At 53.2% G+C, this 25,942-nt stretch carries 29 protein-coding genes and 4 tRNA genes; 8 read left to right on the top strand and 25 right to left on the bottom strand.

The window, feature by feature from the left end; translation table 11 throughout:
- Positions 1–33: 33 nt before the first annotated feature.
- The 4 genes from budA to rbr all read left to right on the top strand — a co-directional run bounded on the left by budA (position 34) and on the right by rbr (position 3,181).
- On the top strand, positions 34–753 hold the full coding sequence (gene budA, locus H6A25_RS09480) for an acetolactate decarboxylase (RefSeq protein ID WP_204751906.1): 720 nt from the start codon (positions 34–36) through the stop codon (positions 751–753).
- A gap of 173 nt (positions 754–926) precedes the next feature.
- Complete coding sequence (locus H6A25_RS09475) at positions 927–1,313, top strand: Fur family transcriptional regulator (protein WP_204751905.1); 387 nt, start codon at positions 927–929, stop codon at positions 1,311–1,313.
- A 42-nt stretch (positions 1,314–1,355) separates the two neighbouring features.
- Positions 1,356–2,000 (top strand): rubredoxin-like domain-containing protein, encoded by a 645-nt coding sequence (locus H6A25_RS09470; RefSeq protein WP_204751904.1) that lies wholly within the window; start codon positions 1,356–1,358, stop codon positions 1,998–2,000.
- A complete protein-coding gene (rbr, locus tag H6A25_RS12965) occupies positions 1,997–3,181 on the top strand; it encodes a rubrerythrin (RefSeq protein ID WP_204751903.1) in 1,185 nt (394 codons plus the stop codon). Before H6A25_RS09470 ends, rbr begins: the two co-directional genes overlap by 4 nt.
- 227 nt (positions 3,182–3,408) lie before the next feature.
- On the opposite strand, the gene H6A25_RS09460 is transcribed toward rbr, so the two are convergent.
- Both H6A25_RS09460 and H6A25_RS09455 read right to left on the bottom strand, forming a co-directional pair.
- Positions 3,409–4,473: a M24 family metallopeptidase gene (locus H6A25_RS09460; RefSeq protein ID WP_204751902.1), complete on the bottom strand. Its 1,065-nt coding sequence runs from the start codon at positions 4,471–4,473 to the stop codon at positions 3,409–3,411.
- Between the two features lie 101 nt (positions 4,474–4,574).
- Complete coding sequence (locus H6A25_RS09455) at positions 4,575–5,213, bottom strand: flavin reductase (protein ID WP_204751901.1); 639 nt, start codon at positions 5,211–5,213, stop codon at positions 4,575–4,577.
- A 145-nt stretch (positions 5,214–5,358) separates the two neighbouring features.
- Here H6A25_RS09455 and H6A25_RS09450 point away from each other — a divergent pair, with 145 nt between their 5' ends.
- On the top strand, positions 5,359–6,843 hold the full coding sequence (locus H6A25_RS09450; protein ID WP_204751900.1) for an oligosaccharide flippase family protein: 1,485 nt from the start codon (positions 5,359–5,361) through the stop codon (positions 6,841–6,843).
- A gap of 45 nt (positions 6,844–6,888) precedes the next feature.
- On the opposite strand, the gene H6A25_RS09445 is transcribed toward H6A25_RS09450, so the two are convergent.
- The 6 genes from H6A25_RS09445 to prmA all read right to left on the bottom strand — a co-directional run bounded on the left by H6A25_RS09445 (position 6,889) and on the right by prmA (position 9,918).
- Positions 6,889–6,965: transfer RNA gene (locus H6A25_RS09445), tRNA-Val, on the bottom strand.
- A gap of 5 nt (positions 6,966–6,970) precedes the next feature.
- Positions 6,971–7,045, bottom strand: a tRNA-Glu gene (locus H6A25_RS09440).
- A 5-nt stretch (positions 7,046–7,050) separates the two neighbouring features.
- A tRNA-Met gene (locus H6A25_RS09435) sits at positions 7,051–7,127 on the bottom strand.
- Positions 7,128–7,275: 148 nt separating this feature from the next.
- Positions 7,276–8,070, bottom strand: a complete 795-nt coding sequence (locus H6A25_RS09430; protein ID WP_204751899.1) for a hypothetical protein — start codon at positions 8,068–8,070, stop codon at positions 7,276–7,278.
- A gap of 4 nt (positions 8,071–8,074) precedes the next feature.
- Positions 8,075–8,821 carry a 16S rRNA (uracil(1498)-N(3))-methyltransferase gene (locus H6A25_RS09425; RefSeq protein WP_204751898.1) on the bottom strand — a complete coding sequence of 249 codons (747 nt, stop codon included), beginning with the start codon at positions 8,819–8,821 and terminating at the stop codon, positions 8,075–8,077.
- 122 nt (positions 8,822–8,943) lie between these two features.
- Positions 8,944–9,918, bottom strand: a complete 975-nt coding sequence (prmA, locus tag H6A25_RS09420) for a 50S ribosomal protein L11 methyltransferase (protein WP_204751897.1) — start codon at positions 9,916–9,918, stop codon at positions 8,944–8,946.
- 246 nt (positions 9,919–10,164) lie between these two features.
- Between prmA and H6A25_RS09415 the strand changes: the two genes are divergently transcribed.
- The gene (locus H6A25_RS09415; protein ID WP_204751896.1) at positions 10,165–11,610 is read left to right on the top strand and encodes a copper amine oxidase N-terminal domain-containing protein; all 1,446 of its coding nucleotides are present in this window, start codon (positions 10,165–10,167) and stop codon (positions 11,608–11,610) included.
- Positions 11,611–11,705: 95 nt separating this feature from the next.
- Here H6A25_RS09415 and H6A25_RS09410 read toward each other — a convergent pair whose 3' ends face one another.
- The 5 genes from H6A25_RS09410 to H6A25_RS09390 form a co-directional block, all read right to left on the bottom strand.
- Positions 11,706–12,863: a M20 family metallopeptidase gene (locus H6A25_RS09410; RefSeq protein WP_204751895.1), complete on the bottom strand. Its 1,158-nt coding sequence runs from the start codon at positions 12,861–12,863 to the stop codon at positions 11,706–11,708.
- Positions 12,864–12,953: 90 nt separating this feature from the next.
- The gene (locus H6A25_RS09405) at positions 12,954–13,106 is read right to left on the bottom strand and encodes a hypothetical protein (RefSeq protein ID WP_204751894.1); all 153 of its coding nucleotides are present in this window, start codon (positions 13,104–13,106) and stop codon (positions 12,954–12,956) included.
- Positions 13,084–13,557: a GNAT family N-acetyltransferase gene (locus H6A25_RS09400; protein WP_204751893.1), complete on the bottom strand. Its 474-nt coding sequence runs from the start codon at positions 13,555–13,557 to the stop codon at positions 13,084–13,086. Before H6A25_RS09400 ends, H6A25_RS09405 begins: the two co-directional genes overlap by 23 nt.
- A 29-nt stretch (positions 13,558–13,586) precedes the next feature.
- The gene (locus H6A25_RS09395) at positions 13,587–14,429 is read right to left on the bottom strand and encodes a DegV family protein (RefSeq protein WP_204751892.1); all 843 of its coding nucleotides are present in this window, start codon (positions 14,427–14,429) and stop codon (positions 13,587–13,589) included.
- A gap of 33 nt (positions 14,430–14,462) precedes the next feature.
- Positions 14,463–14,912, bottom strand: coding sequence for a MarR family winged helix-turn-helix transcriptional regulator (locus tag H6A25_RS09390; protein WP_204751891.1), 450 nt, complete (start codon positions 14,910–14,912; stop codon positions 14,463–14,465).
- A 198-nt stretch (positions 14,913–15,110) separates the two neighbouring features.
- On the opposite strand from H6A25_RS09390, the gene H6A25_RS09385 reads away from it, so the two are divergent.
- On the top strand, positions 15,111–15,419 hold the full coding sequence (locus H6A25_RS09385; RefSeq protein ID WP_204751890.1) for a DUF1540 domain-containing protein: 309 nt from the start codon (positions 15,111–15,113) through the stop codon (positions 15,417–15,419).
- Positions 15,420–15,537: 118 nt separating this feature from the next.
- Here H6A25_RS09385 and H6A25_RS09380 read toward each other — a convergent pair whose 3' ends face one another.
- The 10 genes from H6A25_RS09380 to H6A25_RS09335 form a co-directional block, all read right to left on the bottom strand.
- Positions 15,538–16,083, bottom strand: a complete 546-nt coding sequence (locus H6A25_RS09380; RefSeq protein ID WP_204751889.1) for a MarR family winged helix-turn-helix transcriptional regulator — start codon at positions 16,081–16,083, stop codon at positions 15,538–15,540.
- Between the two features lie 144 nt (positions 16,084–16,227).
- Complete coding sequence (locus tag H6A25_RS09375; protein ID WP_204751888.1) at positions 16,228–17,763, bottom strand: ABC transporter substrate-binding protein; 1,536 nt, start codon at positions 17,761–17,763, stop codon at positions 16,228–16,230.
- 420 nt (positions 17,764–18,183) lie between these two features.
- Positions 18,184–18,588, bottom strand: coding sequence for a MerR family transcriptional regulator (locus H6A25_RS09370; protein ID WP_204751887.1), 405 nt, complete (start codon positions 18,586–18,588; stop codon positions 18,184–18,186).
- A 75-nt stretch (positions 18,589–18,663) separates the two neighbouring features.
- Positions 18,664–19,080: an RrF2 family transcriptional regulator gene (locus H6A25_RS09365; RefSeq protein WP_204751886.1), complete on the bottom strand. Its 417-nt coding sequence runs from the start codon at positions 19,078–19,080 to the stop codon at positions 18,664–18,666.
- Positions 19,077–19,571, bottom strand: coding sequence for a methylated-DNA--[protein]-cysteine S-methyltransferase (locus H6A25_RS09360; RefSeq protein ID WP_204751885.1), 495 nt, complete (start codon positions 19,569–19,571; stop codon positions 19,077–19,079). The genes H6A25_RS09365 and H6A25_RS09360 overlap by 4 nt, the downstream gene beginning before the upstream one ends.
- A gap of 14 nt (positions 19,572–19,585) precedes the next feature.
- Positions 19,586–21,385, bottom strand: coding sequence for a glycerophosphodiester phosphodiesterase family protein (locus H6A25_RS09355; RefSeq protein WP_204751884.1), 1,800 nt, complete (start codon positions 21,383–21,385; stop codon positions 19,586–19,588).
- A gap of 252 nt (positions 21,386–21,637) precedes the next feature.
- Positions 21,638–21,913 carry a hypothetical protein gene (locus H6A25_RS09350; protein WP_118428332.1) on the bottom strand — a complete coding sequence of 92 codons (276 nt, stop codon included), beginning with the start codon at positions 21,911–21,913 and terminating at the stop codon, positions 21,638–21,640.
- Between the two features lie 13 nt (positions 21,914–21,926).
- A complete protein-coding gene (locus H6A25_RS09345; protein ID WP_204751883.1) occupies positions 21,927–22,229 on the bottom strand; it encodes a hypothetical protein in 303 nt (100 codons plus the stop codon).
- Positions 22,230–22,391: 162 nt separating this feature from the next.
- A complete protein-coding gene (locus tag H6A25_RS09340; RefSeq protein WP_204751882.1) occupies positions 22,392–22,688 on the bottom strand; it encodes a DUF2089 family protein in 297 nt (98 codons plus the stop codon).
- Positions 22,689–22,959: 271 nt separating this feature from the next.
- Positions 22,960–23,046 (bottom strand) — tRNA-Leu (locus H6A25_RS09335).
- A gap of 404 nt (positions 23,047–23,450) precedes the next feature.
- On the opposite strand from H6A25_RS09335, the gene H6A25_RS09330 reads away from it, so the two are divergent.
- Entirely contained in the window at positions 23,451–24,953 is a 1,503-nt protein-coding gene (locus H6A25_RS09330; protein WP_204751881.1) for an IMP dehydrogenase, read from the top strand.
- Positions 24,954–25,008: 55 nt separating this feature from the next.
- Here H6A25_RS09330 and H6A25_RS13085 read toward each other — a convergent pair whose 3' ends face one another.
- Together H6A25_RS13085 and H6A25_RS09325 are read right to left on the bottom strand one after the other, a co-directional pair.
- Positions 25,009–25,140: a DUF2179 domain-containing protein gene (locus H6A25_RS13085; protein WP_345941603.1), complete on the bottom strand. Its 132-nt coding sequence runs from the start codon at positions 25,138–25,140 to the stop codon at positions 25,009–25,011.
- A complete protein-coding gene (locus H6A25_RS09325; protein WP_345941602.1) occupies positions 25,140–25,862 on the bottom strand; it encodes a YitT family protein in 723 nt (240 codons plus the stop codon). The genes H6A25_RS13085 and H6A25_RS09325 overlap by 1 nt, the downstream gene beginning before the upstream one ends.
- Positions 25,863–25,942: the final 80 nt, after the last annotated feature.

Here is a 25,942-nt window from a genome sequence, read left to right as displayed (position 1 = left end):
TTTCTCAAATCATTCCAGAAAGGAAGTCTTATTATGACCAGAATGATCCAAGCTTCTACACTCAATGCCCTGATGCTGGGCAATTTTGACCGCACCACCTCGGTCCGCTCCTTCCTCACCGATGCAGACACCGGCATCGGCACCTATACCGGCCTGGACGGGGAGGCCATCTTTGAAAACGGCGTAGCTTACCGGGCCACAGCCGACGGCAATGTCACAGTGATGTCCCCGGAAGATGGTGTGGCCTTTGGCACTGTGATCAAGTTTGATCTCACAGCCCCGGTGGAAAAGCTGGAAAACATCACATCCATCGAAACGCTGAAAGAGAAGCTGGCTCCCTATGTGGAGAAAAACCCCAATATCTTCTATATGATCAAAGCCACTGGGGTCTTTGAAACCATGCATGTGCGCAGCTGCTATGCCTGCCAGAAGCCCTATCCCACCCTTTCCGAGGCAGCAAGCCATCAGAAAGAATTCCACTACCAGAATGTGTCCGGCAGCGTCATTGCTGTCTATTGCCCGCCCTATGTGGAAGGGATCAATCTGCCCGGCTGGCATTTCCACTTCCTTAGCCAGGACAAGACCACCGGCGGCCACATCCTGGACCTGCAGGCCGCTTCCCTCTCCTGGCAGCTGAACCCCATCGCAGACTGGGAACTGATTCTCCCGGAAAATCCCGAATTTGCCTCCCTGGATCTTTGCGAAGACCTGAGCGCCAAAACCGCTGCTGTGGAAGGCGGTTCCAAAAACTGATCTTCCCAAATCAGCTTGTCTTTGCGCTTTACCGTCCCCTTTGCCCGGCCATCGTCCCCGCCCCGGCAAAGGGGACTTTTTTGTTCCCTCTTCCTTTTTCTTCCTTGACAACCGGTCTGGAAAAGCCTATAATTATTTTAGAACAATTCCAATTCCAATTCAGAGGTCTTTTTATGACAAAATACGCCCGAGCCATTCAACAAATTGTAGAATCTTCCGGCAGCCATATGACGGCAGATCAGATTTTTATTCAGCTGCGGCAGATTTACCCCACCGTAGCCCTGGCCACGGTATACAACAACCTGGGAAAGCTGTGTCAAAGCGGCCTTTTGCGGAAAATCTCTGCCGAGGGAATGCCGGACCGGTATGACCGGCCCCAGCGCCACGACCATCTGATCTGCCAGGTCTGCGGCAAGCTGGCCGATCTGCACCTGGAAGATCTTACCGAACAGCTGCAAAACCAACTGGATATCCCGTTTCTGTCCTATGACCTGAAACTGATCTACATCTGTGATGAGTGCCGCCAGAAGATGAAGCAGGATCCGCACCAGGACACTTGATCCCATCACCCAATGGCGATACGCCTTGAAAGGAGGAACAATATGAGCAAATGGATCTGTCAGATTTGCGGCTATGTCTATGACGAGGAGAAGGAAGGCGTTCCCTTTTCCCTTTTCCCGGATTCCTGGGTCTGCCCCTTGTGCGGGGCCAGCAAGGCTTCCTTTTCCCCGGAGGGCGGAGCGGAGGAAAAGCCCCAGGCCCCTGCCCCGGTGATCCAGGAAGATCTGGAAGAGTTCTCTCCCGGCATTCTGGCCGCCGTGTGCTCCAACCTGGCCCGGGGCTGTGAAAAGCAATACCAGGAGGAAGAAGCCGCCCTTTACCGCCAGCTGACCGATTTCTTCACAGCCGCTGTCCCCTCTTCCCCGCAAAACACCCTGGAAGATCTGGCGTCCCTGGTATCCCAGGATCTGGAGAAGGGCTATCCCATTCTCCATTCTGCTGCCAAAGCGGAAGGGGACCGGGGCACCCAGCGGATCTGTGTCTGGGGTGAGAAAGTGACCCGCATTGCAGATGCCCTTCTCAAACGCTATCAGAAGGAAGGGGAGGCCTTCCTGGAAGGTACCCGTGTATGGGTCTGTTCGGTGTGCGGCTTTATCTATGTAGGCGACAGTGCCCCGGAACTTTGCCCGGTGTGCAAGGTTCCTGCATGGAAGTTCGATGTTGTGGAAGGGAGGAAGGGAAAATGAAACGATATGCTGTACGAAACCTTCGTCTTTGTACCAAAGACTGTTTGTGTCTCTATGTGTGCCCCACCGGCGCCACCGACACAGAGAACAGCATCATTGATGTGACAAAATGCCTGGGCTGCGGCATCTGCGCCGACGCTTGTCCCAGCGGGGCCATTTCCATGGTGCCCGCCGAATATCCTCCGCAGCAGCCAAAAACCCAGGCGGTGTGCTCTCCCGCTTTTGCTCTGGCCCAAAACAAGGCCCTGGAGGAAAAAACCGCCTTACAGCTGGCGGAAAGCGCTCAGACAGACGGTCTCTACCAGCTGATGACTGCACTGGCCAAATCGGCCCGGCTGGTGAACGAAGACCTGCTGCGGGAAAGCGGCTATATGCTCCCCCAGAGCAAAAACGCCCACGACCTTCTGGAAAAATGGGTGCAGTCCCCTCCCTCTCCCCAATTCCCGGCAGAAGCCGCCCGAAAGCTTCTGGAACGCATCCCCTGCAATGAATATGACAACAAAGGAGAATCTCAGATGATGAGTCAGTGGAAATGCAAAGTATGCGGACACATCCACGAAGGGGAAACACTTCCCCCTGATTTTGTCTGCCCTGTCTGCCGCCAGCCGGCCTCTTCCTTTGAAAAGATGGAGCAGCCGGCCAAAATGAACCCCTATGCCGGAACCCAGACCGAAAAGAACCTGGCCGCCGCCTTTGCCGGTGAATCGGAAGCCCGGAACAAATACACCTATTTTTCTTCGGTAGCGAAAGAAGAAGGCTATGAGCAGATTGCCGCCCTTTTCCTGAAAACCGCCGAAAATGAGCGTGAACACGCCAAAATGTGGTTCAAAGAGCTGGGAGGACTGGGAGATACCGCCCAGAATCTGCTCCATGCTGCCCAGGGCGAAAACTACGAATGGACCGATATGTATGAAGGCTTTGCCAAAACCGCTGAAGAAGAAGGCTTCCCCCAGCTGGCCGCCAAATTCCGCTTGGTAGCTGCCATTGAAAAGCACCACGAAGAGCGTTATCGTGCTCTGCTCCACAATGTGGAAACCGCTCAGGTCTTCCAGAAGAGTCAGATCAAGGTATGGGAATGCCGCAACTGCGGCCACATCGTCACCGGCCCTTCGGCCCCGGCCTTCTGCCCCACCTGCTCCTATCCCCAGAGTTTCTTTGAGATCAACTGCGAAAATTATTGAGAGCGTGTCGAAAAAGTGGCTTAGGCCACTTTAGGGGGTTTTGCAAGGGGCTGTATGCACGCCTTTGGCGCACACTTGCCCCTTGAGAAGTGCAAAAAGCCACGCACAGGTCGCGGCTTTTCGCGGATTTATAGGGGTAGGGCGGACGACCCTTTTCGTTATATAGGTTTTTCGACAGTCTGAAGAGAGCCCCAAAACGGGGCTCTCTTTTTCTATGCCGTAAAAATTTACACAATGTGCAGATCTTTGGACAGTGCATTGAGCACCTGGCAGCCATCTTCGGTCACCAGTACCAGATCTTCAATACGAACGCCGAAGCGGCCGGGCAGGTAGATCCCCGGCTCCACCGAAAAGACCATTCCCGGCTGGGCAATCGCCTGGCTTGCGCTGCTGTTATCCGGCGGTTCATGGCACTCCAGCCCGCATCCATGGCCCAGGCGATGGGTGAAGAAGGGACCGTATCCCGCCTCTTCGATCAGCTTGCGGGCCGCCTGATCCACCTGCCACAACGGAACCCCGGGACGAAGCACCTGTTCTGCCGCCAGATTGGCCTGACGAACCACTTCATAGACCCGTCTCTGTTCCTCATCCGCCTGACCGAAGAACACCGTCCGGGTCATATCGCACCAATACCGCTGAATGGGCATAAACAGATCCAGCACCACCGAATCTCCCCGGCGCAGCACCGTCTGATCCGGGCTGTGATGGGGATCGGCCCCGTTGGCGCCAAAGCTGACAATAACCCCTTCGCCCCGATTGCCGCCTTCTTTCTGATACAGGCTTTCCACCAGTGCGGCGATCTCCTGCTCGGTGACCCCTTCCCGCAAAGCGGCAATGGCCTGTTCCATCACCCGGTCATTCACCTGGGAGGCATGGATCATGGCCTGCTGCTCTTCCTTGTCCTTGTACATCCGCACCAGGTCTACCGGTGCAGAGCCATGGACGGGCACCACATCTCCCCGCGCCTCCAGAAGATCGATCAGAAACCGGCTGGGCCAGAACTTATCCACTCCCAGCTTGCCAGGCAGCACTCGCTGAGCCAAAGCCGCAGTGGGCTCATCGCTGTCACTGTGAAGCACCAGCTCCGCCCCTTCCTGCTCTTCCACCCCAAAAAGCTCATTGGCATAAAGCACGCAGTCTTTTTCTGTGATATACAGCACCCACATCCGCTCCATGGGCGAAACCCAAAGACCGGTGAGATAGTATACCGAAGCAGGAGCCGTCACCAAAATCTGTTCCAGTCCCTGCTCTGCCATGGCCTGCCGCACTCTGGCCAGACGCTGTTGATTCATCCCTTTTCACCCTTTCCCGGCCCTGAAGGGGCCTATTTGCTTTCAGTCTACCACAGCCCGGGAAAACTGTCCAGGCCCGGAAAAAGGGCAAAGAAGGGCGGTTACCCGGCCAGAGGCTCCATGTACTCCGGCCCCTTCTTACAGATGGGACAAACGAAATCCGGAGGAAGGGCTTCTCCTTCGAACACATAACCGCAGATCTTGCACCGCCAGCCCTTTTGTGCCGGCTGCCCTTTTTCTTCTCCCTGATAGGAAGGCGCCTCCTTTGGAGTGCCGCCTTTTTTCACCTGATGGTAGTAGGCATAGGTCATGCTCTCCCCTTCCATGCACTGGGCCTGCTCCACCTTTCCCACAAAAATCCGGTGTGTTCCCACATCCATCTGCCCTGTGACCCGGCAGAAGAAACGAGCTGTCATGCCCTCTTTCACATAAGGGATCCCCTCTTCATCACGCAGGCAGGAAATTCCCTTAAATTTCTCTGTATCCCGGCCGGACTGAAAACCAAAACGGCCGATCTGCTCCAGAGCTACATCCTTGCTGAGCACCGTGGCTTCAAACATCCCCGACTGGGCAATGAGTTCTCCGGTGTAGCTGTTTTTATTGATGGTCACTGCCAGCTGAGCCGGCTCCGCTGTTACCTGCTGTACCGTGTTGACAATGCAGCCGCTTTCTTTTCCTTCATAGGCACTGCTGATCAGATAAAGCCCGCAGCTCAGCTGATTGAATGCTTTCAGATCCATATTGCCGTCCTCCTGTTATTTTTCTGGAATTGTTCTATTTAAAAGTATACTTTACAAGTATACTTTTGTCAACATTCTTCTACCCTTTTTCCTTTCTGCATAGACTGGCATAAACAGACCATGGAGAAGGAGGGGGGCATCCCCCATGAAAAAGGCTCGGAAATTTTTGCTCAACACCCTGATCCTCACCGCCACATCCCTGTTTCTGCGCACCCTGGGCATGGGATTTTCGGTATACATCTCCAACAAGATCGGCGCAGAAGGAATGGGCATCTATCAGCTTCTGCTGTCCATCTATTCCTTCGGCATCACCCTTTCTCTGGCCGGAGTGAGCCTGGCCACCACCCGTCTGGTGGCGGAACAGCTCACTCGTGCTTCCGCCCAGGGGGCCCGTCGGGCTGTGTTCCGCTGTTTTCTTTACAGCCTGTCTGGCAGTCTGCTGGCCGCTTGTCTGCTCTTCCTGGGCGCGGAGCCCATCACAGGCGCCTGGTTCCACGGACAGATCTCCCCCCTTCCTCTGCGCCTTCTAGCTCTGAGCCTTCCATTTATGGCCGGAGCCGCCGTATACAGCGGCTATTTCACCGCTGTGCGGCGGGTAGCCAAAGGCGCCGCCGCGCAGGTGCTGGAACAGCTGAGCCATATGGGCCTCACGGTGGCCCTGTTTACCTGGCTCGCACCCCAGGGGCTGGAAGCGGCCTGCCTGGCTCTGGTTATCGGCGGGGCTTTATCGGAAGTTTGCTCTTTTTGCTGTCTGCTTATACTCTATCGCCTGGACAGCCGCCGTCTCACCGGTTCTGCTCCAGCGAGCGGTCCTGGGCTGCATCAGATCCTTTCCATCTGCCTGCCGGTGGGACTCAGCTCCCTGGTGCGTTCGGCCATCAACACGGCCAAACAGGTCATGGTGCCCCTGGGGCTGGAGCGCTACGGACTGTCCTGCCAAACAGCCCTTGCCCAGTACGGCCTGATCCGTGGCATGGCTATGCCCATCCTTCAGTTTCCCTCTGCCCTTCTGGCTTCCTTCAGCGCTCTGCTCATTCCGGAACTGGCCGAAGATCACATCCAAGGCCACCAGGTTCACATCCGCTATATCGTCACCCGGATCTTCCGTCTGTCTCTGCTTTTTTCCATCGGTGTCTGCGGCATCCTGCTGTTTTATGCCCAGGACATCAGTCTGGCCATCTACCAGGAGCCTCAGGTGGCCCACTTTCTCCGCATCCTCAGTCCCATTGTGATGATCATGTACCTGGACGATATTGTGGACGCTATGCTCAAAGCCATGGACAAACAAAGCCGTCTGGCCCGGATCAACATTGCCGAGTCTCTGCTTTCTCTGGGTCTGCTGGCTCTTTTGCTTCCTTCCACCGGAATCTATGGTTATCTTCTGTGTTTGTTTTTCAGCGAGATTTTCAACGGAACTCTGAGCATCCGCTGTCTGCAAGACACCGCCGGATTTTCACTCCAATGGAAAAAGTGGATTCTGGGCCCAGCCCTCTGCATGGCCTGCTCCTGCTTCACCGTGCGTCTGCTGATTCCCGCCTCTTTCATTCCGGCCATTTTGCTCACCGGGCTTTTTTATATTTTCCTTCTTTTTCTCACCGGAAATCTTTCCCGGGAAGATCTGCGGGTATAAAAAAATAAAAAAGCACCGCATCCAAAGGATGTGGTGCTTTTTCCATGGTGGAGACAGTTGGGCTCGAACCAACGACCTCTCGCGTGTGAGGCGAACGCTCTAGCCAGCTGAGCTATGCCTCCATGGATGGTGACCCGTGCGAGAATCGAACTCGCGTTACCGCCGTGAAAGGGCGGTGTCTTAACCTCTTGACCAACGGGCCGAATATGGTAGCGGCAGTGGGACTTGAACCTACGACCGTTCGGGTATGAACCGAATGCTCTAGCCAGCTGAGCTATGCCGCCATTTCTTCACTCGCTGCCGTTCGCTGTGAAGCTGTGAAGCGTGGCGAGCAAGACATATTATAGGGCCATTCCCCCGAAAAGTCAACCCCTTTTTCGAAATTTTTCAAAAAAGTTTTTTCCGGTCATTTCAGGGGGATCGGCGCGGAGATCACATCATCCGCGCCGTATAATAAACTGCCATCAGAAACAGTACAGCCGCCACGGCATACATGGCATAATAACCCACGCTGCCGCCCAGGAAAAAGGCAGCCAGAAGCAGCACAGCGCCTGCGGCCGCCACCGTGGCCACAAGAGCATGTTTGGTGTCATGGTTAAAGACGGCAACAGACACCTTGCCCCATTTCAGCCGTCCCCGATGGGAACGGGTTGCAAGGTAAAGGCCTTCCAGAGCAGCGCACACCACCAGCCCCAGGGCCAAAAAGACTCCGGTAGTGGCGGTAAAGCTGTTGCTGGCCGCACTCTTGGCCACCAGCCACAGGAAAGCCGCCAGAAGGGTCATGGCTGTGGCAATGGTAAAGAACTCCCGGGGATAGACACTGTAAACCAGATAGAGGATGGCCCAGACGGGGATGATCACATAGAGAGCCCGCAAAGCCTGCTGCGGCCCGAAATCCACCATCAGATAACCACACAGGGACAGAAGCAGCCCCAGCATCAAAAGGCCGTTGCCATTGAACAGGGTGGTGCTTTTATAGCTGCCCTTGGCCAGCTGCCGTCCTGTGAGGACCAGACCGGCCAGAGCCAGAACCAATCCTGCCCAGATGCTTCCCTGGGCCACGCCCAGCGCAGTGGTAAAGGAAGAGGCATAGCTCAAGCCATTTTTCAGATAGGTAGCAAAGATCAAAAGCAGAATGCCGCCGGCAAAAACCGTCAGCACCCGGTTGGTCACATAATCGCTCTCCTGGGCGGCCGTACGCCGCGCCTTATTCTCTGTCTTTTTCAAGATCTCACTCTCCGATATCGAAATTTCCCGTTTGGTACATGATGGCGCACAAAGCGGCCAGAGGCGCCGTCTCACAACGAAGGATCCGCGGCCCGACGGACACCGAAGAAAGCCCTTTTCCCATGGCATAGTCCGCTTCTTCCTGGCTGAAACCACCCTCGGGACCGGTGAGCACGGCAAAGGCGGAACATTGCTGATTGTCCTTCAACATCCGGGACAGGGATTGTTTGTTTTCCTTTTCATACAAAAGCAGCGGACAAGGGCTTTGAACCATTTCCTCCACCGCCTGGGCAAAATCCATCACCGGCCCTACCTGTACCACACGGCCTCGCAGCGACTGTTTACAGGCTTCCAGAGCAATTTTATTCATCCGGGCCAGCTTTTTCTCCCGCTCCTTTTCCGGCAGCTTGACCACACAATAACGGGAAAGCACTGGCACGATGCGGAAAACCCCCAGCTCCACGGCTTTCTGGATCAGCAGATCAAACCGCTCTCCCTTGGACAAACCGGCATACAGCGTCACCTGGATACGGGGCTCTGTGCGGTTGGGGAAACGGTCTGTGATCCGGGCCTTCACACCCTGGGGAGACGCTTCCAGAATACAGGCCTCATAATCCATGCCCTCTCCATCGCAAAGGGAAAGACTGTCCCCCTCCCGACGGCGAAGCACACGGCTGATATGGGCGCTGTCCTCGCAAGAAAGCTGCACCGTGTCACCGCTGATATCCTGACGGCTGATAAAAAAACGCACGGCGGCCCTCCTCTTCTCTTATCTTTGTTAGAAGCAGTATCTATTATTTTATCAAAAACTTTCCAACTTGTCCAGTGACAAAGCTTTTTCCACACTGGAGAGAAGAAAAATTTTCACCTTGTTCACACCTTTTTTCCCAGGTGTAGCATCGTCCAGCCTTCCCGGCTTTTGCGGCTTTTCACCAGCATTCCTTCTTTTTCATAGGAGGCCAGCACTTCGTCTCCCCGTTCATCGATGATGCCGGAAAGCAGAAGATCGCCCTCTTCTTCCAAAAAGCGGCACAGGTGGGGCGCCATGGCGATAAGCACATCGGATACAATGTTGGCTGTAATGATCCCATAACGATGCTGCGCCAACTGCCGGTACATCGTCTCATCCTGAAGAAAATCCCCCTGAAGCAAAATGCACCGCTCTTTCTCCAGGCCGTTTTTCTCCATATTTTCCAAAGTGGTGCGGATGGCATTTTCCTCCACATCACAGGCCATCCCTTCCCGTGCTCCCAGCAGCAGTGCGGCAATGGCCAGGATACCGCTGCCGCAGCCGGCGTCCAGCAGCATCCGCCCTTCCAGATCCATTCCCTCCAGCTCTTCCAGACACAGGCGGGTAGTGGCATGGCTTCCGGTGCCAAAACTGCTGGCCGGGTCCATCACCAACACCTTCTGCCCTTCTTCCGGCTGGGCTTCCTCCCAAGAGGGCCGCACCAGCAGCCGGGGCCCGACGGCAAAGGGCTTATAATATTGTTTCCAGTTGTTTTCCCAGTCCTCACTGCGCACAGGACGCACTGTCATGGAGAGACTGCCCAGGATGTCCTCCCCCTGGTTTTTCAGCTGCTCCACCCGCTGACAGGCCTCTGCCAGAGCAAGCTGTCCATCTTCGCTGTCCTCCAGATAAAAGCGCAGCGTAACTCCTGTCTGATCCTCTTTTTTCGCCACCAGACGCTCGTCGATATAATCCCAGCGGGGGGAAGGGGCCGTCAGCAGATCCTGCACATCCTGGGGATCGTCGATGACAAATCCCTGGGCTGCATCCTCCAGCACTGCTGTCAGCTCCTCAGCCCCGGGACGGGTTGTCTCAATGGAAACTTCTGTATAATCCATATATTCTTTCCCATCCTTCTTTTTTGTATCCAAATGCATTAGACGGAGAAAAGTCCGGTTTTGTTTCCTTTTTGAAAAATTTTCTCTTTTCCCCAGTTTCTCCCCTTTTGCACACCCCGATTATATCACGCTCCGGACAAAAAGAAAACTCCCTCCCCCTCCCAAATGCCTTGCGGTTTTTACCCGGCTGTATTATACTATATTCATAGAGAAAGGCTCACTTTTATCACAAAAGGAGGAAATGTTATGAACCGTATGCTGAAAAAGTCTTTGGCTCTGGTCATGGCTTTGGTTATGGTCTTTTCCATGGCCGCTGTAGCTGCTCCGGCCGATTCCGATGTGCAGGTGACTGTGCTGGTAAACGGCAAAGCTCTCACATTTACCGATGCCGCTCCTCAGCTGAAAGATGACCGGACCTATGTGCCTTATCGTGCTGTATTTGAAGCCCTGGGCGCCCAGGTGGCCTACGACGGCGCTACCCGCACCGTTACCGCTCAGCGGGATGACACCCAGGTCTCTTTCGTTCTGGGCACCACCCAGGTGACCGTCACTGAAAACGATGAGACCCAGACTGTGCCCACCGACGCCGCTCCGTACATCGATCCCAACACCGACCGCACCATGGTTCCCGTTCGCTTTGCCGCTCAGGCCCTGGGCTGCATGGTGGGCTGGGATCAGGAAACCAAGACGGTCAATGTCATCGATGTGGATGCCCTCAGAGCTGCCTATGGGGATAAGTTCCAGCTGATGGAGCGTGCTTCCAAGGAAATGCAGGAGGCCATGCCCAAAGAGCTGTCCTTCTCCGGCAAGCTGAATATGGAGCTGTCTGTCACAGACAGCGGCACCACCTTTCCCATCTCCATCACCGGCACCATTTCCGGCGGCATGAATGAGGATGCAGCCAACATGAAGGCCAATCTGTCCCTGGATCTGACCAAGCTGCTGGACGAATCCTCCATGACAAAGGAAGAATACCAGCAGGCTGTCCAGCTCATGGCTGCGCTGAAGAATGTAGAAATCAACTACATCATCAACATGAAGACCGGCATGATCTATCTGAATATGCCTGTTCTAGCTCAGCTGGAACCTTCTTTCCAGGCCGATGCTTGGTATTCCCTGTCTCTCAATGAGATCTATCAGCAGATTCTGGGTATGGATGTGGACTTTGCCACTCTGATGACTCAGAGCCAGGATATGCCCATTGTGGACGCCCTGCTGATGGCAGCCGACATGGTCAAGGACGCCCCCGACGCCTATGCTCAGGTGGTCACTGTGCTCAATACCTGCGAAAGCATTCTGGGCGACAAGGCCTTCACCAAGAGCGGCAATGTGTACACTTCCAACTTTGCATTTTCCCAGAATGGTCAGAGTGTAGGCCTCAAGATGACCCTCACCGAGACCAACGGCAAGATCTCCGCCATGACAATGGATCTGACTGCCGCCGCAGAAGGCATGGAGATCTCCATGAATGTGGCTGAAAGCACCAAGAACACCACTCTGTCCTTCTCTCTGTCCGGCGATGCCTTCACCGGTGAGCCTATGGAAATGAAGATGGAACTGTCCATGGATTACAGCGAGCTTACCGATGCTGTGCTCACAGAGCCCGCAGCCGGCTCCACTGTCCTTGATCTGATGGAGCTGCTGGGCGGCCAGATCCCTGAATTTCCCACCGAAGAAGTTCCCGCTGCCTAAAAGTCCCTTGTGAAAACCAAAAAGGGCATTTCCCCAAAATAACAAAAGACGGACGAAGAATTTTCTTCGTCCGTCTTTTTCTTTCCGTTCAGCGTTTACAAACAGATCTTCTCCATGGCGGAATAATAGGCATCGCCCACCCGAGCCATGGAATGGATGTCAATGCGTTCGTCGATCTGGTGAGCCATGGTGTCTTCGCCAGGCCCGAAGATCACAAAGGGGCATCCCAGAGCAGGCACTACCTGGGAGGCATCGGTGTAGAAATACAGCCCCTTGCACACCGGCTGGATCCCGGCTTCCTTGCAGCAGTCCTGCACCAAGGATACAAAGGGATGCTCCGCCGCCACTTCCACCGCCGGACGGTTATTGAGCACTTCCATCTCCAGATGCAGGCCGGGGCAAGCCTCCATCATTTCCTGGCACAACCCCTGGGCTTTCTCCAAAAGGGCATCGTGAGACAGGCTGGGCAATGTACGGATATCCAGCTCCATGACAGCATTAGCCGGGATCACATTGGTCATGATGCCCCCTTCCAGCCGTGTCACAGCCATTGTGGTATGGTTCAGGCTGGGATGCTCTTCCTCCACCGGCACCATGGTACGGAAGCGGCGTTCCAGCTCCATCAGCTTTTCCACGCCGTTGATGCCGATCTCCGGACGGGAGCCGTGGGCCAGGGCGCCCACCGCGGAAAACCGCAGCCACAAAGCCCCCTTTTCACACAGACCGATGTTTTCCGCCGAGGGCTCGGCCACCACCAGCGCACTGACATCCTTCAGCCAGCCATTCTGCGAAAAAGCCAACGCGCCGGTACCGTGAGCTTCCTCATCCGCTGTAAAGCACAGCCACAGATCCCGCTTGAGCGGCTGTCCTTTTTTCAGCAGAGCCAGGGCAGCTTCTATCATCGACACCAGGCCGCCCTTCATATCGGCGGTGCCCCGGCCGTAGATCAGATCTCCCTCCCGCTGAGCGCTGAGGGGATCGCATTTCCACAAAGCCGGATCGCCGCAGGACACCGTATCCATGTGCCCCATAAAGGCAAGACCGCCTTCCGGACTCTCGCCAGGAATGCGCAGTGCCAGACTGGCCCGGCCATTGCCATGATCAATCCACCGCTTTTCCACCGAATCAGGAAACAGACCGGCGATCATCTGTCCCAACTTTTCCTCGTTTCCCTCTGGCTGGCAGGTGTTGGTGGTCACCAGTTTTTCCAGCAGAGCGGCACAGTCCTCCGCCCCCACAATGCCTTTGGCCATATTTCTCCACTCCTTTTTTCTTTTTCACAAAAGGGCCTTCGGCCCCGCTGTTTCCCATGATACTCTCCCCAGGAGAAAATGTAAAGCCGGTCACATCTTATCCGGCATTTCATACCGGAGGTTCTCCCGGTACATCAGCGGTGTCATCAGCTGCCGGTAAAATCCATCCAGATGCCGGTGCAGTTCCTCCTGTTTCCAGCAGCCGGGATGCCACAAAATTTCATAAGGGATTCCGTAAAGCAAGAGGGATTCCGTAAAGCAAGCAGCGAAGGCCGGTATCTTTCATCCCCAGCCGCCGGTAAAATTCCACCCGGCGGCAGCGAAGAGCCTTTTCCTGGTTGCAGGAGGCCTTTTCCGGGCTTTCCACTTCTGCCAGTATTCCGGCAGGATACCGGCAGGCGATCAAGGGAAAAAAGGTGCTGCCATAGCCTTTTCCCCGGCAGGCCGGGGCCATGGCATAATAATCCAGCAATGCACCACCCCGGCCATCCAGAGCCAGAAAAGCATAGCCTACCTGTTTTTCCCCCCGCCACAGTCCCAGGCATTCATATTTCTTTTGAGCCACAAATTTGAGTATCCGCCGGAGAGGACGGCGTTCAGCCGGTGGGAAATCCCACCGCATCCACTGGCGGTATATCTTGCGTATCTGCCCTTTTTTCATGGTTTTGACCTTCAGGGAAGTATTCAAATCCATCTTTTCTCCCTGTTCTTTTTGACCTTTGTCTACGCTTTTTTGATAAAGGCGGCGCCTACGGCTCCCAGCCCTGCATGAGTACCCACAGTGCTGCCGATCTCTGCCCAGTCATACTGGGCCACCGGCAATTTTTCCAGCACCTTCTGAGCAAATTTTCCACACACTTCCGGGGAAGCTGTGTGACCAAACATCACCATATGCTCCGGATCCATCTCTTCGGTCTCGATCCGGGAGACGATCCAGTCCAGCGCCGGTCCCAGTCCCCGCACTTTTGCCACAGACTCCACCTTTCCCTCCTGCACCGAGATCAGCGGCTTGATGTTGAGAAGTCCGCCCAGGGCCGCAGCAGCGCCGGAAAGCCTTCCCCCCAGGCGAAGATACTTCAATGTATCCACAGCGGCATACAAACGCACTCTGTGGCGCAGCTCGTCCAGGGCCTGACCGATCTCCTGAGCGCTTTTTCCTGCATCCCGCATCGCCGCTGCTTCCCGCACCAACAGCCCCAGTCCAAAGGTGACCGTACGGCTATCCACCAAAACAATCCCTTCTTCCCCCAGCATCTGCTGGGCCACCCGGGCCGACTGAAAAGTACCGCTTAAATCGGAAGAAAGGAAAATCCCCACCAGGGTATCCCCCTGCTCCCGGGCCGCCTTGAAAACTTTTTCAAACACATCCGGGTTGATCTGGGCTGTTTGCGGCAGCTGCTGGCTGCTTTCCAGCTTTTCATAAAATTCTGCCGGGGTCATCGTGACGCCGTCCACAAACTCTTCCTCACCAAACCGGACGGTGAGCGGAATAACTTCCACGCCCAACTGCTGGGCCTGCTGCTGGGACAAATCGCTGGTGCTGTCGGTAAAAATGCGCACAGACATAAAATACCCCTCTCTTTTCCATCCAAAATATTCTTATTGATACGAGCGCAGATAGTTTTGCACTGCCCCCAAGGCCCGCATCAAAACAGCCATTTCCTCCGCAGACAGAACACCGGCAATGTTCTCCACCATCTCCCGATGAAAATTCTCATGGATCTGCTGAGCACGCAGTGCTTTCTCCGTCAGCGAGAGCAATACCACCCTTCGGTCGGCAGGGTCCTGCTGGCGCTCCACATATCCCTTTTTCTCCAGGCTGTTGATGGCCACGGTCAATGTTCCCGTGGTCACGCCCAGCCGCTGGGCCACGGCTGTTGTCCGCCTCTCACGCATGGTTTTTCCGGCGCAGATGGCCTCAATAATGTGCATATCCCTCAAGGAGATCTCCTGGGTCTCCCCAGAACACAAGGCATTTCCTTCGATTTTCAAAATCTCATTGAAAAGCCCTACCAAAAATCCATTGAGATTTTCCAAATTTCCCGCCATCTTTCCGCCCCTTTCTTTTCCTTTCAGGTTGTTTTTTATTTGATATTCAAACAGTTCGAAGTATACCATGCTCTGAAAAGCCCGTCAACTGCAAACGAATAAAATTGTGAATAGACCGTCTTTTTTGGGAAAAACTATCACTGCGGTCCGAAACGCCGCCAAGCGGCAAGGACGGACGCAGAAAGGAAGACGATCGATATGACAAATCTGCAATGCGGCGTCAGTTCCTGCGCCAACAATTCCCAGGGCTGCTGCTGTCTCCAGAGCATTGAAGTGGGCGGCACACAGGCCAGCCAGTGTGCCGATACCTGCTGCGCTTCGTTCCAGCCTCAGAACAGCGCAATGCAGAACGGCCCCTCCCAGGGCGTTCCCCATCCCAACTGCCAGATCTCCTGCGCAGCCCAGAGCTGCACCTACAACGCAGGCGGCAGCTGCACAGCTGCCCAGGTCACCGTGCGCAGCGGCCCGGGCCAGCAGACCGAATGCGCCACCTTCCGCCAGAGATAACCCTTTCTCTCCTGCTTCCAATCGGATTTTCTCCGCTGTTCCATCTCTTTTTTCTTCTAAAACGCTAAATAAACATTGTAAGAAAACGGCGCCGGGCTTCCGGCGCCGTTTTGCACTCTTATGATTCTTCTGCTGTCAGCTCTTCTTCGCAGCCGCATCCCCGACAGCATTTTTCCCTTATGCTGTTTTCTCTCTTCCGGCGCATATAATTATACATGCAGGCCAAAACTTCGTAAAACTGTTCCACAGCTTCTTCCCCTTTTTCTTTTGCCAGCATGGCATCAAAAGCTGCGCCGTGTTCCACATCGTAAGCTTTATGGTATTCACTGAGCTGCTGGCCGCTGGGGGTAGCATAAAGCAATGTGCGGCTTCCATTGTCTGCTGCCTTGCGTTTTTCCACCAGGCCTTTTTCCTCCAGGCGCTTGACCACCTGGGAAATGGCGCTTTTGGTGCGATTTCCCCGCTGAGACAACTCGGTCACAGTGATTCCCGGATGATCTGCAATGCGGGTGAGCATATGCACTTCCGTCATGGAATAGGAGTCCCCCGTGCCGTAATCCCGGGAAATATTGGTTCTTTCATAATAAGTGGAGACAAAATCAAAAATCAGATCTGTTCTCCCATATTCAGACAAATCCAACGGCTTTTTTTCTTCTTCCCGCATGGTCCCGCTCCTCTCGCTACCATCCTACCCCAGGCATGGTTATTTGTCAAGAAAATGTCAATAAATCTGCTTCTTCATTTGTACAAAAAAGCCGGGGCAATAACCCCGGCTTTTTTATTGGATTGGAATCAATATACTGGAAACTTATTCGCCCCAAGAGACATACTGCCAGAAGATTGTGCCGCCGTCGGTGATTTCCACACCCTGGAGGCGGGCATCAAAAGCTCTCATAGAAATGGGCTGATAGATGGGAGCCTGGGAGCAGATCTCGTTGAGCAGAGCAGACAGTTCTTCCATGATGGGCTTTCTCTCCGCCGCATCCACAGTGATCTTCGCCTTGTCGATCAGGGCATCCACTTCAGGATTGTTCAGACGAGTCTTGTTGGAAGCATTGATAGAGGAGCTGTGATAGACGCCTACCACATAGGAAAGCAGGCTGTCAGAAGAATAGCCGCCGATGGCCGCGGTGAAGTCACCTTCGGCTGTGGCCGACAGATAAGTGGCCAGGTCCATGCTCTCGATTTCGCAGTTGATGCCGATTTCCTTCAGGTTGGCCTGAATTACTTCACCGGCGCGCTTCTTGGTGTCATCGGAGCAGATGATGGAGAACTGGACAGAAGCAGGATCCACACCGGATTTCTCCAGCCATTCCTTGGCCTTCTCCACATCATAGGTGTCGGCGTTCTCTTCGGTAGCGCCTTCAAAGTTCATAGGCATCTGGGAAAGAGCCGGGGTGGCCATACCGTTGTAAGCCACGGTGACGACGCTTTCTTTGTCGATGGCGGTGTTGATAGCATGACGCACATCCTGATTGTCCAGGCCGGGCACTTCGTTGTTCAGCATCAGCCAGGTCAGGTTGGTGGCGTTATACTCGATAACGGACAGATCGCTGTTTTCCTTCAGACGATCAGCGTCCATGGCTTCCACTTCGATGATGAAGTCGATTTCGCCAGCTTCCAGAGCGATGGTACGGGAAGAACCTTCAGGGATGATCTTCCAGGTCATATGCTTGATGGAAGGAGCGCCTTCAAAATAATCTTCAAAAGCCTCGAACTCCAGGCTGTCGCCCCGCTTCCACTCGACCAGCTTGTAGGGGCCGGTGCCGATGGGATCGGCGTTGAAGTCATGACCTTCGTCGATGAGCTTCTTGGGAACAACGGCATTACCATGGGAAGTCAGGTTGCTCAGCACCATGGCGTCGGGGCCGTCGGTCTTGATCTCAACAGTCAGGTCGTCCACCTTGGAGATGGAGATAAAGTTCTTATTGTACAGATTGACTTCGGCAAAGCCCTGGGCCCACTGGAGGGAAGCCACCACATCATCAGCGGTCATGGTATCGCCGTTGTGGAACTTGACGCCTTCCTTCAGCTTGAAGTGCCATGTACTGTCGTCCACATTCTCATAGGAATCCACCAGATCAGGAACCGGTTCCAGGTCCATACTGGTTTTGAACAGGGTGTTATAGGTGAGGATATTCATATAAGAGCCTGCCACTGCGTTGTGCTCAGTGGGAGACAGAGAAGGGGTCTCACCCATGGTAGCAATGACAATGCTGTCCTTCTTGCCGCCATCTTCCTTACCGCTGTCCTTATCGCCGCCGTCGCTGGAGCAGCCAGCCAACAAGCCGGAAGCCATCACAGTGGCCAACAGGAAGCTGAGTATTCGTGTTTTCTTCTTCATACCTTTCACCTCATTTTCATCATTTCACCTGCACCCCGCAGGTGAAAACTGGGTTCTGTCTCCGGATTGTGTTTTCCATTGACTGCTTTTTATTATAGCCCCCTGCCTGGTTGCTGTCAAAAATTAAAAAACAATAAATTCCTGTTTCCTCGCTGGAATCCGCCGCTGATTTTTGTATATTTTTGCATACTTTACTTTTCTAAAATCAGAAATTTGCACAATTTTATCTTCTTCACCGCCTATGGAAGCGACACTTTATTTAAACATTTTTCACAAATTTTCAATTTAATCTTTTGCTTTTTTGAGATTTTTTACCTACTTTTTCAAAGATCATTTGCACATTTTCAATATTTATGAAATTTTTCGATAACATTTTTTATGCAAAACAGAATAAGCGGAGCGCACTCTTGTGCGCCCCGCTTATTCCACGCATTTTTCCACATCCTGAGAATGAAACAGGCGCTTCTCCGCCGGAATCACCCAGTTTTCATAATTGTCAATCTTGGCATCCAGCCGCTGCAAAGTCTGTTCCATTTCCTGAATACGGCTGCACAGCCGCTGCCGCTGCTCCAGAAGAAGATGCTTCCGCTGCTCCCGGGTGCTTTCCCCCTGGCGAAACAACGCCACATACTGGATCAGGGCCTCCACAGCCACGCCGGCACTGCGCATACATTTGACAAATTCCACCCAGCCGCACGACTCTTCATCATAATCCCGAAGTCCGCTGGGGGTGCGTGGTACCGGCGGAATCAAACCGATGCGTTCATAATAACGCAGTGTATCCACGGACAAATCATATTTCTGCGCCGCTTCTCCAATGGTCATGCCTTTCCCTCCCAGCCTTTCTTTTTTCCATTGTACTCCCTGGAGTTTGCTCCAGGTCAAGCGGCCCTTTGCCATTCATTCCTTATGGAACAGTCTTTTTTCAATCTGGGCGATGGTGATCTGCTCCAGACGGTCCAGGCAGATGCTATTGAGCTGGCTGCAGATATCGTCCATCACGCCGGCCATTCCGGAAGCCACCTGACATTTGATGTCTTCCCCGCCGGAATGCCAGGAACATTCCACAAAAGTGGTTTCCACCGCCTCGGCCACCTGGCGCAGCGTCACCTGATCGGGATCTTTCTGAAAGCGATATCCCCCTTCGCTGCCTTCCCGGGTCTCCACCAGTCCGGCCCGCTTCAGCTTGGCCAGCACCTTCCGCACCCGAGCCGGATTGGTGCAAATGTTGGAGGCCATCTTTTCGCTGGACAACATGGTGCCCATATGATTCAAATAGACCAATGCGTGAACGGCAATGGTGTATTCTCCTGTCATTTTTTCTTCTCCTTTCCCGGTTTCTGAGGCAATGCCCCTTCCAGATGCAGCAGTTTCTTCTTTTGCTCTGTGCCTCCGGCATATCCCCGCAGCACTCCTGCGGCCCCCACCACCCGGTGGCAGGGAATGAAAATGGAAATGGGATTGCGGCCGTTGGCCTGCCCTACCGCCCGGGCTGCCCCGGGTTTACCAACCATCCGGGCCAGCTGCCCATAGGTGATGGTGGTTCCATAGGGGATCTGTCTGAGCAGCTGCCACACCTGGCACTGAAACTCTGTTCCATGAGGACAAAGGGGCAGATCAAATTCTTTGCGCGTTCCTTCCAAATATTCTCTCAACTGCCGGGCGGCCTCCTCCAAAAGAGGGGTACTCTCTTCCACAAAGGCATCGGGCCGCACCGAGTTTCCAAAAAACACATGGGTAATGGCCTCACCTTCCTGGGCGATACCCACCCGCCCCAAAAAAGTATCCAGAAATATGGCCTGTTTCACATCTGTCCCCTTTTCTATTCCAACAAATCGTTTACTTCATCCAGCAAAACAGAAGGCGCTGTGGGATAGCCGAAAAATACCGGCGTCCAAAATTCCAGCAGCAGGCTCTGATCACCTGATTCCAGAAAATATTGTACCAGATAAGGGTTATCGGTGACAATGCCGTCCGGCTGGCAATAGATGGCCCGTCGGATACCCCATTCACTGTTGGCGGTCCAGGTATAGGCCTCTTTTCCTGCGGCATGGATCTGCGACACCAGCAAGGGATTGAGAAATGTATATTGGATACTGTATCCATCCACATAATCAATATTATATTGATCTCCATAAAGCAAGGAAGTGATGTAGACCGTCTTGATCTCCGGTGCGATCTCCTTCACCCGCTCCAGCGTTTCCAGATCCATGGACGCGATGGAGCAGCGTTCCTCTGCTTTGTTCTTCCGAATGAGCGCCACGGTTCGCTCCACCAAAGACCGTTCGTTTCCGGTTACCTTCAGTTCGATCATCAGATCCAGTTTTTTCCCTGCCGTCTTGATGGCTTCATCCAGCGTGGGAATCGGCTCCACCAGATTGAGTTTCTGTATATCTTCATAAGTTACATCCCACACCTGGGCATTATAGCCGGTCGTGCGGCGCAAGGAAGTGTCATGGAGCAGAATCAGTGTGCCATCGCTGGTCTGACGGATATCGATCTCCGCAATGGCCGATCCGCTGGCTTTGGCCGCCCGCAAAGCAGCCAGTGTGTTTTCCGGCGCCAACTGGGCGCCGCCCCGGTGAGCCACCACCTGGATCTGGGTCTCCGGCCAATAAAACACCTGACCGCCCAGTTCGGTCTCACTGAAAACGGCCAGCGCCGCCAAACCGAGCGTGATGGAAGTCAGACGCAATATCCGTGCCAGCCGCCGTCTCTGCTTTCCCTGAGGCTGCCGGTCTCCCCGGAACCGGTGATACATCACAGTGGTGAGCGCAAAGAACACCACGGAGAAAAGAACAAACACACCAATGCGCCCCAATCGGCTCCAGGCCAGATAATCCAGCTGAAAAACTGCTCTGGCTTCGTCGGTATCATAACGGAAATTGGCCACTCCCGCCGTGATGTACACCGCCACCAGATAAAGCACCAGCACACCCAGGCCCATCCGCAGAAAATAGCGCACCACCTGATTCAAAGCCTGTTTCTTATAGCGGCTGAGAATACGGCAGCTTTGCTCCCATGCCTGAGGAAACTTGGCCCCCTGGGCCATGGCCTGAAAGCCGAAAAGAAACCAGAACAACGCCCCGGCCAGAAGCAGGATCAGAAGCAACAGAAGTCCCCATACCCAACTGTGCTGCTGGGCCAGATTGAGAAAGGAATTGACGATCTGCCCTGCAATGCCCATGTTCCCGGTAAAAGGAGCCATCAGCACCGGCAGCGCCGCCGTCAGGCCAAGAAGCAGCGGCAGATTGGCCCATCGGAACAACCGCACAGAGCGGAGAAAAGCCTTTCCCAGCAGTCTGAGAAAAGATGTGCTCTCCCGCCGCCAGGCTCGCTCACAAGCCAGGGCCAGGGTCATCATTTCAAAATAAAAATACCACAAAAAAAGCAGCGCCCAGAGAAAACTCACCACGGCCGCCGAAGGGCTTTGGGTCATGGCCCGCAAGGTCTGCTTTGTGACGGTCTCCAGTTCCGAAGTGCGAAGCATTCGGGCGGACATACCCCGGAACAAGGGCAGAAGCAGCAAAAATCCCGCCATTTTATGGGCCAGCTCAAAACAGAGCAAATATCCCCAGTCCCAGGCCAGCACCTGCCACACCGGTCTTTTTTCCCTTGCCATTTTCCCACTCCTCCGCCCCATGGCTGTCAAATGATCAAAACATTGGTTTTATATTATACACCTTTTTCCCTGTTGGTTCAACTTTCAAACCCTGTTCCGCCTTTTCCCCCGTAAATCGTAAATGTTTTTCCGAACACAAAAAAATCCACAAGCTCTTAAGAAAGCTTGTGGATTTTGGAACAACGATAAAACATTTATGGCACTAAAAAACAAAGGGTCAACCGCTTCCCTGTTTTACGGTCTGACTTTGATTCAAATATCTTTTGCTTTCATCTTGGCGATTTCTTTTTTCTTCGCAACTTCATGGCCTTCGGCCCACATCAAAAAAACAATCACTGTAGGAAACAAAATTGTTTTCCAGTCCTCTGCCAAATTGATCATACCATTGAAGAAGAGCACGGCCAAAAAGATAATCCACGCAAAAGGGATAATTCCGCCCACATACCAATATTTCGGAGGACGGCGACAAGCCCAATAATGAAATACGATCACAACGAGGGCAATCACCAACGAAATTGCTGCCTTCATCAAATTTACCTCCTTACATATCTTTCGCTCTCATGCGTTCCATTTCTTTCTGCTGCAGCTTTTTGTATTTATCCCGTCCACTTCCCCACTCTCCAAAAAACAAAGTATTCAGGATAACGAAGGGAAAAACATACCGCATTTCCAACGGAACAATACCGCTGGCAAAAATCCAAATGGTTCCTATAAGGATCAAGCATGGAATCATACCACCCCAAAGGGGACTTTTCATCTTTGTACACAAGAGATTCTCAGCCACCATCAATACCAACGCAATAGCAAAACCAGCAACAAGTTCTAGAACCGTTACATCAATCATTCTCGCTTCTCCCTTTCCTTATATATCACTTGCTTTCATCATTTCAGCCCTACGCATCTATGCTCATTCAATCAAAGGTTCTCAGTTATAAACCAATGTCCCATTTTTCATGGATTGCAAAAAGGCCTATGACAACGATCATAAAGATCCAATGTTACATTGCTATTCTCCTTTCTCTTGCTTGTACTTATCAATAATAAGCTTCGCCGTTTCCAGATCGATTCTGGAATCCACGGCCAGCCCTTTGATGAAAGTGGAAAAGGGCTCCTCCTCCTTTTTATCGTTCAGCTCTATTTTCTGGATCAGTTTATCCAGACGAAGACGAACAGTGGGATAGGATACCTCATACAAGCGAGCAATTTCTTTGAGCGACCCGGATTTCAGCACAAAATTTTTAAGAAAAGTCGCATCTTCCGGTTCCAATGCAAGAATCCACTGTGGAATCTTATCTATTTCCATTTCAATTCTCCTTTCGTTTTCACTTTAACTATATTGAGTATATCATAAATAATATTAAAGTCAATAGGAAATTAAAGTTAATATTCAACAAAACCCCGAGAAGAACTGTTATGTTCTTCTCGGGGTTACGATCAGCCGTTCATTCACTTTTGCTATTTGCGAAAGCAGACATACTTTTCCGCCCAGCTCAACCAATTCTGCTGGAAATAGTTATGAAAAGAGCCCAGCCAAATTGGCTGGGCTCTTCAAGTGGAATGTTTCCATTCCAGTATGGTGCCGGTGGCGGGGGTCGAACCCGCACGGTGTTGCCACCGCGGGATTTTGAGTCCCGTACGTCTGCCAGTTCCATCACACCGGCGTGTTACTCAGATAGTATAACGGATTGCTTTGTATTTTTCAACTGTTTTTTCTGCTTTGCCAAAACTTTTTCTTGTTCTTTTCTGTTTTTCCGCAGAAGAATAGATGCTTTTTGTCTCAGTGTGTGTTATACTACATCTATTATAGATGTAGATGTAGCCGTTTTCAAAAACCGATATACCCGGCCTGCCGGGAGAAAGGATGGATCCTATGAAAAAAGCCTTTGCCATCACCGGATTGGTGCTGGGTATTTCCGCCATTGTGGCTGGCGCTGCTGCGGTGGTATTCAGCTGTATTGGCATGAAACAGCCCCCCGCTTTGTAATCCGAAAAAGTTCTTGTTGACTTTGCCGAAGTTTTGTGTTATTTTTTGTAGAAAACATATAGAGATAAAGGAGAGTTGAGCATGGCATTTTATTATGAGGAACCTTCCCATACTTTCGGTGAATATCTGTTGGTCCCCGGCTACTCTTCCAGCCAGTGCATTCCGGCCAATGTGAGTCTGAAAACTCCCTTGGTCAAATTCAAAAAGGGCGAAGAATCTGCTTTGACTCTGAACATCCCTCTGGTATCGGCCATTATGCAGTCGGTCTCCGATGACCGCATGGCCATTGCCCTGGCCAAGGAGGGCGGCCTTTCCTTCATTTATGGCTCCCAGAGCGTGGAAGATGAAGCCGCTATGGTTGCCCGGGTCAAAGCATATAAAGCCGGCTTTGTCCGCAGCGATTCCAACCTGACTCCGGAACATACCCTGGCTGATGTGCTGGCCCTCAAGGAAAAAACCGGCCACTCCACCATGGCCATCACCGATGACGGCACCCCCGACGGCAAACTGATGGGTGTGGTCACCAGCCGTGATTACCGTGTCAGCCGTATGGATACCTCCACCAAGGTATCTGAATTTATGACTCCCTTTGACAAACTGATCTATGCTTCCGATTCCACTTCCCTGAAGGAAGCCAACGACATCATCTGGGAACACAAGCTCAACTCTCTCCCTCTGGTGGACAAGGATCAGAAGCTGAAGTATTTCGTTTTCCGCAAGGACTACTCCTCCCACAAGGAAAACGCCCATGAACTGCTGGACAGCTCCAAGCGTTATATGGTGGGCGCCGGCATCAACACCCGTGACTATGCCGAGCGGGTTCCCGCTCTGGTGGAAGCCGGTGCCGATGTGCTGTGCATTGACTCTTCCGAAGGCTTCTCCGAGTGGCAGAAGATCACTCTGGACTGGATCCGCTCCCGCTATGGCGACAAAGTGAAGGTTGGCGCCGGCAATGTGGTGGACACCGAAGGCTTCCGTTTCCTGGCTGAAGCCGGAGCTGACTTTATCAAGATCGGCATCGGCGGCGGCAGTATCTGCATCACCCGTGAACAGAAGGGCATCGGCCGCGGACAGGCTACTGCTGTCATCGAAGTGGCCAAGGCCCGGGACGAGTACTTTGAAGAAACCGGCATCTATATCCCTCTGTGCTCCGACGGCGGCATCGTCCACGATTATCACATGACCCTGGCTCTGGCCATGGGTGCCGACTTCATCATGCTGGGTCGATACTTCTCCCGCTTTGATGAGAGCCCCACCAACAAGGTGATCATCAACGGCAACTATATGAAGGAATACTGGGGCGAAGGTTCCAACCGGGCCCGCAACTGGCAGCGCTATGACCTGGGCGGCGACAAGAAGCTCTCCTTTGAAGAAGGCGTGGACTCCTATGTTCCCTACGCTGGCAGTCTGAAGGACAATGTAACCGTTTCTCTGAACAAAGTCCGTTCCACCATGTGCAACTGCGGCGTGCTGAACATTCCCGATCTGCAGAAAAACGCCAAGATCACCCTGGTCTCGGCCACCAGCATTGTGGAAGGTGGTTCTCACGATGTGGTGCTGAAAGACAGCTCTGTGGTGAAATAAACACAAAAACAATATGCCATAGCAAGAAGGCGGAGGAAGACCCTCCGCCTTCTTTTTATGCTGCGCCTGTTTTGAACCCTTCTCCCAGCACTTCATTGGATTCCAGAATGATGATGAAAGCCTGGGGATCCACTCCCTTGGCCGCCTGACGCACCAGATGCATCTGTTTGTTGTTGCAGGCGCACATCACCACTTTCTTCTCTTCTCCCTGGAACCCCCCTGCCCCTGAAGCAAGGTGGACCCCCGGCCGCAACAGGCCTCAATGGCATCAGCCACCTGCTGCCCTTTCCGGGTAACCACCAGGGCCAGTTTGCCTGCGTCCACGCCGTACATCACCCGGTCTACCACAATGGCCATGATATAGCTGACAATCATACCGTAAATCACGCCATCCACATCTCCCATCAGCAGTCCTCCCAACAGCACCACCGTCACATCGGTGATAAAGGTGATCTTGCCCAGGGTAACATGGGGCCATTTCTTTTTGGCCGCCATGATGATAAAATCGGTGCCGCCGGTAGAAGAGGAGCGCAGATAGATCAAAGCATATCCCAACCCGGCCAGCACACCGGTGCAGATGGCCGCCAGCAACCGACTTCCTTCATAATGGGGCAGCAAGGGCGCCACATAGTCAATGAGCAGCGAGGAAAGCACCATACACCGGATGGAACGGAAGAAAAATCCCCGTCCCAGCAGCCGGAAACACAAAATGGCCACCGGCACATTGAGCAGCACCGTGGAAAGGCCGATGGGCACCCCCAAAAAACGATAAAGCAGCAAGGAAATGCCGGAAAAGCCGGTCATGGGAAAGTCAGCTTCCAGAGCAAAATTATAAACGCCCAACGCAATGAGCATCCCACCCAGGATCTCCATGACCACATCGGCCCCGATCTTCCGATATTTTGTCATACACTTCCGCTCCTTTTCCCAAAATAAAAAAAGAGCGTTTTGCAGATCGGGTATGATCCGCAAAACGCTCTTTTCTATGC

Origin of the sequence: Intestinimonas butyriciproducens (assembly GCF_016901775.1) — a bacterium.
GTDB lineage: Bacteria > Bacillota > Clostridia > Oscillospirales > Butyricicoccaceae > Pseudobutyricicoccus.
Note: the sequence above shows the minus strand (reverse complement) of the source record. Positions and strands in the feature narration are given on the sequence as shown.

Bases quoted from the DNA above. Each gene is read 5' to 3' on its own strand.
- budA (WP_204751906.1), top strand. From the start codon at position 34: ATGACCAGAATGATCCAAGCTTCTACACTCAATGCCCTGATGCTGGGC.
- H6A25_RS09475 (WP_204751905.1), top strand. From the start codon at position 927: ATGACAAAATACGCCCGAGCCATTCAACAAATTGTAGAATCTTCCGGC.
- H6A25_RS09470 (WP_204751904.1), top strand. From the start codon at position 1,356: ATGAGCAAATGGATCTGTCAGATTTGCGGCTATGTCTATGACGAGGAG.
- rbr (WP_204751903.1), top strand. From the start codon at position 1,997: ATGAAACGATATGCTGTACGAAACCTTCGTCTTTGTACCAAAGACTGT.
- H6A25_RS09460 (WP_204751902.1), bottom strand. From the start codon at position 4,473: ATGAATCAACAGCGTCTGGCCAGAGTGCGGCAGGCCATGGCAGAGCAG.
- H6A25_RS09455 (WP_204751901.1), bottom strand. From the start codon at position 5,213: ATGGATCTGAAAGCATTCAATCAGCTGAGCTGCGGGCTTTATCTGATC.
- H6A25_RS09450 (WP_204751900.1), top strand. From the start codon at position 5,359: ATGAAAAAGGCTCGGAAATTTTTGCTCAACACCCTGATCCTCACCGCC.
- prmA (WP_204751897.1), bottom strand. From the start codon at position 9,918: ATGGATTATACAGAAGTTTCCATTGAGACAACCCGTCCCGGGGCTGAG.
- H6A25_RS09415 (WP_204751896.1), top strand. From the start codon at position 10,165: ATGAACCGTATGCTGAAAAAGTCTTTGGCTCTGGTCATGGCTTTGGTT.
- H6A25_RS09410 (WP_204751895.1), bottom strand. From the start codon at position 12,863: ATGGCCAAAGGCATTGTGGGGGCGGAGGACTGTGCCGCTCTGCTGGAA.
- H6A25_RS09400 (WP_204751893.1), bottom strand. From the start codon at position 13,557: ATGGATTTGAATACTTCCCTGAAGGTCAAAACCATGAAAAAAGGGCAG.
- H6A25_RS09395 (WP_204751892.1), bottom strand. From the start codon at position 14,429: ATGTCTGTGCGCATTTTTACCGACAGCACCAGCGATTTGTCCCAGCAG.
- H6A25_RS09390 (WP_204751891.1), bottom strand. From the start codon at position 14,912: ATGGCGGGAAATTTGGAAAATCTCAATGGATTTTTGGTAGGGCTTTTC.
- H6A25_RS09385 (WP_204751890.1), top strand. From the start codon at position 15,111: ATGACAAATCTGCAATGCGGCGTCAGTTCCTGCGCCAACAATTCCCAG.
- H6A25_RS09380 (WP_204751889.1), bottom strand. From the start codon at position 16,083: ATGCGGGAAGAAGAAAAAAAGCCGTTGGATTTGTCTGAATATGGGAGA.
- H6A25_RS09375 (WP_204751888.1), bottom strand. From the start codon at position 17,763: ATGAAGAAGAAAACACGAATACTCAGCTTCCTGTTGGCCACTGTGATG.
- H6A25_RS09370 (WP_204751887.1), bottom strand. From the start codon at position 18,588: ATGACCATTGGAGAAGCGGCGCAGAAATATGATTTGTCCGTGGATACA.
- H6A25_RS09365 (WP_204751886.1), bottom strand. From the start codon at position 19,080: ATGACAGGAGAATACACCATTGCCGTTCACGCATTGGTCTATTTGAAT.
- H6A25_RS09355 (WP_204751884.1), bottom strand. From the start codon at position 21,385: ATGGCAAGGGAAAAAAGACCGGTGTGGCAGGTGCTGGCCTGGGACTGG.
- H6A25_RS09350 (WP_118428332.1), bottom strand. From the start codon at position 21,913: ATGAAGGCAGCAATTTCGTTGGTGATTGCCCTCGTTGTGATCGTATTT.
- H6A25_RS09345 (WP_204751883.1), bottom strand. From the start codon at position 22,229: ATGATTGATGTAACGGTTCTAGAACTTGTTGCTGGTTTTGCTATTGCG.
- H6A25_RS09340 (WP_204751882.1), bottom strand. From the start codon at position 22,688: ATGGAAATAGATAAGATTCCACAGTGGATTCTTGCATTGGAACCGGAA.
- H6A25_RS09330 (WP_204751881.1), top strand. From the start codon at position 23,451: ATGGCATTTTATTATGAGGAACCTTCCCATACTTTCGGTGAATATCTG.
- H6A25_RS13085 (WP_345941603.1), bottom strand. From the start codon at position 25,140: ATGTGCGCCTGCAACAACAAACAGATGCATCTGGTGCGTCAGGCGGCC.
- H6A25_RS09325 (WP_345941602.1), bottom strand. From the start codon at position 25,862: ATGACAAAATATCGGAAGATCGGGGCCGATGTGGTCATGGAGATCCTG.